Here is a 6,602-nt window from a genome sequence, read left to right on the forward strand (position 1 = left end):
GCTAACGGGGCCCGGGCGGGGGTGCCCGCCCCCACTCCCCCCCCCCCCGGGGTTGGGGGGGGTTGGGGGCCGCGGGGGGGGGTGCGGCCCCCGCGGGGGTCACGCACCACGGCCAGCACACCGGCCAACGCCCGCGCCACCGCCGTGCCCGGCTCCGCGGCCCGCGACTGGGCCATCCGCACGGCGCGCACCGGCGCGCCGCCCACCAGCCGCACCACGTCGTCCGGCGCGCCGGTGAAGTCCTCCAGCTCGACGCCCACCCCCAGCTCCGCCAGGTAGCGCAGGTTGTCGGCCGCCTCGCCGCGGTCGCCGAACAACGCCTGGGCGGGCGCACCCAACCGCAGCGACGACGCCGGCGACCCGGTGCGGGACAGCACGTCGCGCACGACCGCGTGCAGGTCCGGGTCCGCCGCCTGGCCCGGCGTCAACGCCCACCGCACCGGCACGTCCCGCCACGACCGCGCCTGTTCGCACGCCACCCCCAACGCCCACGCGCCCAGCGGCACGATCAGCCCGGTGTCCTCGGCCGGCTCCAGGCACCGCTCGTGCGGCAGGGCGCCCAGCGTCGGGTGGTCCCACCGCAGCACCGCCTCGGCCGACTCGACCCGCCCGTCCGCCAGCCGCACCACCGGCCGGTACAGCACCCGCAGCTCGCCGTTCTCCCACGCGCCGGGCATGGTCGCGGCCAGGCCGAACGCGCGCCGGTCGCGCTCGTCCTGCGCGCGGTCGGACAGCTCCCACTGCCGGCGCCCGTGGCCCTTGGCGCGCCGCAACGCCAGGTCCGCCGCGTCCAGCACCTGCTCCGGCGTGGCGTCGGGCGGCGGCCGGTGCACCACGCCCGTGGTCGCCGACACCGCCACCCGCCGGCCGCCCGAGTGGAACGGCGCGGACAGCAGGTCGTTGATCCGCCGCACCATCGTCACCACGTCCGGCGTGGTCGGGCCGTTGCGCACCAGGACGGCGAACTCGTCGTGCCCGAACCGGGCCACCATCGCGTCCTCGTCGGCCACCACCACGCCCAGCCGGCCGGCGACGACCTTGAGCACGTGGTCGCCGACGTCGCGGCCGAGACCGCCCGCGATCCGGGAGAAGCCGTCCAGGTCCAGGTGGAACACGGTGACCCCGGTGTCCGGGTCGGCCGTGCGCAGCGCCTGCTCCAGCCTGCTGGTGAAGAACTGCCGGTTGGGCAGCCTGGTCAGCACGTCGTGCAACGCCTGGTCGTTGAGCTGGCCCTGCAGCAGGTTGACGTCGGTCGCGTCCTCCGCGAGCACCATGACCTCGGCCCGGCCCTCCACCGCCGGCAGCGCGGCCAGCGTGAGGATCACCCACGCCGGCTCCCCGTCGGCGCGCGACAACTGGCGCGGCTGGCTGATCGACGACGGGTCGCCGTCGGCGAGCCGGTCGAAGTCGGCCCGCAGCGCGACCCGCTCGTCGGGGTGCGCCAGGTCGAACAGCGACATCCCGACCAGGTCGGCGTCCGGCCGGTCCACGATGCGGGCCAGCGCCGCGTTGGACCGCACCAGCGTGCCGTCCGCCGTCGCGGTCGCGATGCCGGTGGACAGGTGGTGCTCCACCAGCTCGAACCTGGTCCCGCTGTGCCGGACGGCCGCCTGCGCCTCGCGCAGCGCCTGGTAGAGCGAGCGGCCCAGCTGCTCCTGCTGGGCGAGCACCGAGGCGCGGACGCGGTCCACGAACCCGGCCGCGAGCGCGGCCACCACCTCGGCCACCCGGTCGCGCAGCCGGTCCGGCGGCGCGAGACCCGGCACGCCGAGCAGACCCTTGCCGACGACCTCCACCGACACCCGCAGCGACTCGGCCGTGGTGCAGTTCAACGCCACCAGCGACTCGGCGACCTCCAGGCCCGCGCGCCGCGCCGGCGACTCCGCGGCCACCGCGGCGCACAGCCGCTCGACCAGCCCGAGCAGCTTGCGCTCCAGCTCGGCGTGGGACACCGGGACGAACGTGCCGGAGGCGAGCACGTAGGCCCACTTCTTCGCGAGCCGGGCGCGGGCCCGCAGCCCGTCCGCGCCCCGGGGGAGCGGAGCGCTCACCGACGGCCGCCCGACGCCGTCGCGCGGCCGGGCTTGCGGCCCACGCCCGCCCAGACCTGGTTGTTGTCCTCGGCCCGGTCGGCGATGTCGCCCGCGCCGTCCGGCCGCCACAGCGCGTGCCCGACCACGCCCGGCTCGACCAGCTCGTAGCCGTCGAACAACGCCGTCACCTCGGCGTGCGTGCGGTACACCAGGTTGTCCTTCGACCGGCTCTCCCGGACGGTGTCCGCGGCGCGGCGCATGGTGTCGGGCCGTTCGTCGGCGGTGGCGTGGGAGACGACCAGGTGGCTGCCGGGGGCCAACCGGTCCCGGTAGCGGGCGAGCAGCTCGCCGGGCCGCTCCTCGTCCGGGACGAAGTGCACGATCAGCAGCAGGAGCAGCGCGACGGGCTCGTCCAGGTCCAGCAGCCCGGTCACCTCCGGCCGGCCCAGCACGTCCTCCGGTTCCCGCAGGTCCGCCCGCACGGCCGTGGTGAGGGGGTCGTCGGCGAGCATCAGGCGGCTGTGCGCGACCGCCACCGGGTCCTTGTCCACGTAGACCACGCGGCAGTCCGGCGCGACCTCCTGCGCGATCTCGTGCACGTTGCCCGCGGTCGGTATGCCGGAACCGATGTCGAGGAACTGCCGCACCCCGCGCCCGGCGAGGTAGGTGACGGCCCGGCGCAGGAAGGCCCGGTTCAACCGGACCAGGTCGCGCGCGCCGGGCAGGACCTCCAGCATCCGGTCGCCCATCGCCCGGTCGACCGCGAGGTTGTGCGCGCCGCCGAGCAGGTAGTCGTAGGTCCTGGCCACGCTGGGCACCGTGGTGTCGACCTCGTCGGGCACCCAGTCGAGATCGCTCATGAGGCGCACTCCGGGCTTCGGTCCTCGGCGGGGACGGGCTGACCCCGACATCCAACCGCCCTCCCGGCCCCGACACCACTGTATTCGCCGATTTAACTCCAATGCGCGATCCCGCGAGACTCCGATCGGCGCATAGAGTGCGGACCGTCGAAGAGTTGCCGGTACCGAGGAGCGGCGCGGCATGACCGCCAGTTCGAATAACCGCGACCTCAGCGCGAAACCCGTGGTCAGGGCGTTGCCCGGCCGATTGGCGCGGCGAGGGCGCGCGGTCGCGGCGTCGGCTCCGGTTCACCGCACAAATGCGGAAAAGGCGGGCGTCACGACGTCCTGCCTGGTCGGACGCGTGCGGCACCGCCCGGCCGCAGCCGAATTCGCGCACCGGGGAGCCGCGGGCGAAACGGGCAAGGGCGTCGTCGCCGAACTCCGGCGGTGGTTCGACCGCGGGCCGGTCCGCGTCAATGGCGATTTCCGCCGTACCGCTATTCGCGGGCTCGCGCGGTCCGCCGACCCGACCGATTCCCGCCTTCGACCGGTTCGGTTCACTTTCCGATCCGATGACCGTTCCGACCCGATGACGATGGAGGTCGTCTTCCTTGCGTTTCCCCCTCGCCGCCGGCCTGGTGGCGCTGCTGCTGGCGTCGTCGCCGACGCCCGCGTCCGCCGCGCCGGCGGTCACCTGCCGTGACGTCGACGCGCCGGTGACCGTGCTCGGCCGGCCGCACGTCGTGCACGGCACGCTCTGCGTCCCCGCCACCGGCGCGACGACCGTCCAACTGCTCGTGCCCGGTTCCACCTACAACAGCGCGTACTGGGACTTCCCCGACGGCCGGCACTCGTTCCGGGCGGCGCAGAACGCGGCCGGCTTCGCCACCCTCGCGGTCGACCGGCTCGGCACCGGGCGCAGCTCGCGCCCGCCCGCCCTCGCGCTGACCACGTTCGTGCAGGCCGACGCGATGCACCAGGTCGTGCGGGGACTGCGGTCCGGCGCGCACGGGCCCTCGTTCGACCGGGTCGTGATCGGCGGCCACTCGCTCGGCGCGGCGATCAGCGCGGTGGAGGCGGGCACCTACCACGACGTGGACGGCGTGCTGCTGACCGGCATGACGCACCGGGTGAACCCGACGGGCGTGGTGGCGGCGTTCGCGAACTTCCGGCCCGCCAACCTCGACCCGAAGTTCGGCCTGCTGCACCCGGCGGGCTACCTGACCACCGCGCCCGGCAGCCGGTACGCGAGCTTCCACGCGCCCGGCCCGCTGCTGCCGGACGTGATGGAGCTGGAGGAGTCGACCAAGGACGTCTTCTCGCCCACCGAGGCGGTCGACGGGCTGGGCGCGGCCGTGCTGCTGCCCTACACCCTGCTGATCGACGTGCCGGTGATGTCCGCCGTGGGCGCGCGGGACGCGGCGGTGTGCGGGCCGCTCGCCACGGACTGCTCGACCGCCGAGGCGCTGCACCGGGCCGAGGCGCCGTACTTCCGCGCCCCGCTGCGGACCCACGTGGTGCCCGGCTACGGGCACTCGATCAACCTCGCGCCGGACGCGCGGGACTACTACTCGGCGGTCTCCTCCTGGGTGTCGGAGGAGGTCGGCCGCTGAGCGGTGGCGCGGGGTCCGCACGCGCCGCGGACCCCGCCCACCTCCACGTCACCGGGTCGGCACCTCCGCCCACACCACCTTGCGGTCCTCGTGGTGGTCGAAGCCCCAGCGCACGGACAGCCGGTTGACCAGCAGCAACCCGCTGCCCGCGGCCGGGTCGTCCGGCCGGCCCAGCACGGGTAACAGGCTGGGGCTGCCGTCCTCCACCTCGACCCGCACCACGCTCCGCTCGCCCACGTGCGCCAGCCGCATCCGCCACGGCCCCTCGGCGTGCCGCCGCGCGTTCCCGCCCAGCTCGGCGGCGATCAGCACGAGGTCGGACACCCGTCGGTCGTCCACGTCCTCGGCGACCCGGCGCACCCACGCGGCCAGGTGCTCGCGTGTGGGGACGCCGCCCGGCGCCAGGTCCAGCCCGTCGTCAGGCGGGTCCACCATGTTCACGGCACGCTCCTTCGGCACCCTGTTTGCTCAAGGCGCACGCCCCAGGTAACCGCTCGCGGTCGCGGCCAAACCACGAATTCCGCGGGCCGGGTCGCGATAGGCTCCGCGCGTGGTCGTGGAGTTCGACGTGCGGGTGGGCGGTCGGACCCTGCGCGCCTACGACACCGGCGCCGGGGAGTTCCCGGTCTTCTGGCACCACGGCACGCCCAACGTCGGCGCGCCGCCCGCGCCGCTGTTCGACACCGCCGCCCGGCTCGGCATCCGGTGGCTGTCCTACGACCGCCCCGGCTACGGCGGCTCGACCCCGGACCCCGGGCGGGACGTCGCGTCCGCCGCCGCGTGCGTCACGGCGGTCGCCGACGCGCTGGGCGTCGAGCGGTTCGGCGTGTTCGGGCACTCCGGTGGCGGCCCGCACGCCCTCGCCTGCGCGGCACTCCTGCCGCACCGGGTCCTCGGCGTGGTGAGCGGGGCCGGGCTCGCGCCGTTCGACGCGCCGGACCTCGACTGGTTCGGCGGGATGGCGGCGTCCGGGGTGGCGTCGCTGCGCGCCGCCGCGGCCGGGCGGGCGGCGAAGGAGCGCTTCGAGGCGTCGGGGGTCGAGTACGACCCGGAGTTCACCCCGGCCGACCTCGACGCGCTCGCCGGCGACTGGGCGTGGTTCGGTGACGTGGTCGGCCCGGCGGTCGCGGCCGGGCCGGGCGGGTTGATCGACGACGACCTCGCCTACGTCAACCCCTGGGGCTTCGACCCGGCCGACGTCACCGCGCCGGTGCTGCTGCTGCACGGCGGACGCGACCGCGTCGTGCCCGCCTCGCACGCCGGGTGGCTCGCCCGGCGGAGCCCCTCGGCGGAACTGCGGCTGTCCGAAGAGGACGGTCACATCTCGGTGCTGCGCGCCGCGCCGTCCGCGCTCGACTGGCTGCGGGCGAAGGGCTGACCGGCGGCCACCTCCTGCGCCACCTCCACCGCCGCCCGCGCCGGGTCGTGCGCGAAGCGGCTCGGGAACGCGTCGTGCACCCGCCACCCCGCGCCGCGCAGCGCCCGCCACCGGGCCAGGTGCGCGGGGGTGCCGTCGGGGTGCGGCCGGGTGTCCACCGCCACCGCCGACCCGCGTTCGCCCACCACCAGGTCGACCCGCCACCGGCCCACCGGGTAGCCCGTGCGCACGGCGAGGCCGAGTCCGGCCAGTTCGGCCGCCAACCGCGCGGTCCACTCGTCGGCCGGCGCGACGCCCCGCGGTTCGACGGGCGGGGTGTCGGCGTGCCGCAGGTAGTCGCCGACGAGCCCGACCGGCCGGGTGGCCGACGTGATGACGTGCACCCGTCGTCGGGCCCGGGTGGTCAGCACGGCCAGCAGGTTGGGGTCGTTGGCGAAGCGCCAGGCGGCCGGTCGGTCGTCGTCGGTGAGCGCCAGGCTGATCACGGCCTCGTCGAACTCCGAGCCCTGCACGCCGTGCGCGGTGCCGACGCGGACCCCGCCGGCGGTGATCTCGTCCAGGCTCAGCCGCTCCAGCAACGCCCGCTCCACCGCGTCGGTCTGGGCCCGGAACGGGCTGACGACGCCGATCGACCGCGCCCCGGCGGCGATGCGGCGGCGCAGGTGGGCGACCACCGCGGCCACCTCCACCTCGTTGACGCCCTTGTCGTCGCGCGTGCCGCCGACCCGCTCGACGT

Annotated in this window: 7 protein-coding genes; 3 read left to right on the forward strand and 4 right to left on the reverse strand. The window is 75.8% G+C overall.

From position 1 onward, the window contains the following. Both ACFXGA_RS39045 and ACFXGA_RS39050 read right to left on the reverse strand, forming a co-directional pair. A partial coding sequence (locus ACFXGA_RS39045; RefSeq protein WP_378097876.1) for a putative bifunctional diguanylate cyclase/phosphodiesterase occupies positions 1-2,051 on the reverse strand: 2,051 nt, incomplete at its 3' end. Beyond that, positions 2,048-2,893, reverse strand: coding sequence for an SAM-dependent methyltransferase (locus ACFXGA_RS39050; RefSeq protein WP_378097879.1), 846 nt, complete (start codon positions 2,891-2,893; stop codon positions 2,048-2,050). The genes ACFXGA_RS39050 and ACFXGA_RS39045, both read right to left, overlap by 4 nt. 181 nt (positions 2,894-3,074) lie before the next feature. Between ACFXGA_RS39050 and ACFXGA_RS39055 the strand changes: the two genes are divergently transcribed. Together ACFXGA_RS39055 and ACFXGA_RS39060 are read left to right on the forward strand one after the other, a co-directional pair. Then, on the forward strand, positions 3,075-3,578 hold the full coding sequence (locus tag ACFXGA_RS39055) for a hypothetical protein (protein WP_378097882.1): 504 nt from the start codon (positions 3,075-3,077) through the stop codon (positions 3,576-3,578). After that, on the forward strand, positions 3,487-4,488 hold the full coding sequence (locus ACFXGA_RS39060; RefSeq protein ID WP_378097884.1) for an alpha/beta hydrolase: 1,002 nt from the start codon (positions 3,487-3,489) through the stop codon (positions 4,486-4,488). Before ACFXGA_RS39055 ends, ACFXGA_RS39060 begins: the two co-directional genes overlap by 92 nt. Before the next feature lie 48 nt (positions 4,489-4,536). On the opposite strand, the gene ACFXGA_RS39065 is transcribed toward ACFXGA_RS39060, so the two are convergent. Then, complete coding sequence (locus ACFXGA_RS39065) at positions 4,537-4,923, reverse strand: ATP-binding protein (protein ID WP_378097893.1); 387 nt, start codon at positions 4,921-4,923, stop codon at positions 4,537-4,539. A gap of 115 nt (positions 4,924-5,038) precedes the next feature. On the opposite strand from ACFXGA_RS39065, the gene ACFXGA_RS39070 reads away from it, so the two are divergent. After that, complete coding sequence (locus ACFXGA_RS39070) at positions 5,039-5,866, forward strand: alpha/beta fold hydrolase (protein WP_378097887.1); 828 nt, start codon at positions 5,039-5,041, stop codon at positions 5,864-5,866. Here the strand turns inward: ACFXGA_RS39070 and ACFXGA_RS39075 are convergent. Beyond that, on the reverse strand, positions 5,806-6,602 hold a 797-nt coding region (locus ACFXGA_RS39075; RefSeq protein WP_378097890.1), incomplete at its 5' end, for an AAA domain-containing protein. The genes ACFXGA_RS39070 and ACFXGA_RS39075 overlap by 61 nt on opposite strands.

The sequence above is a fragment of the Actinosynnema sp. NPDC059335 genome (assembly GCF_042752395.1).
Lineage (GTDB): Bacteria > Actinomycetota > Actinomycetes > Mycobacteriales > Pseudonocardiaceae > Actinosynnema.

What these genes read in the sequence shown, in the direction of transcription:
- ACFXGA_RS39050 (WP_378097879.1), bottom strand. Translation starts at nt 2,893, where the DNA reads ATGAGCGATCTCGACTGGGTGCCCGACGAGGTCGACACCACGGTGCCC.
- ACFXGA_RS39055 (WP_378097882.1), top strand. Translation starts at nt 3,075, where the DNA reads ATGACCGCCAGTTCGAATAACCGCGACCTCAGCGCGAAACCCGTGGTC.
- ACFXGA_RS39065 (WP_378097893.1), bottom strand. Translation starts at nt 4,923, where the DNA reads ATGGTGGACCCGCCTGACGACGGGCTGGACCTGGCGCCGGGCGGCGTC.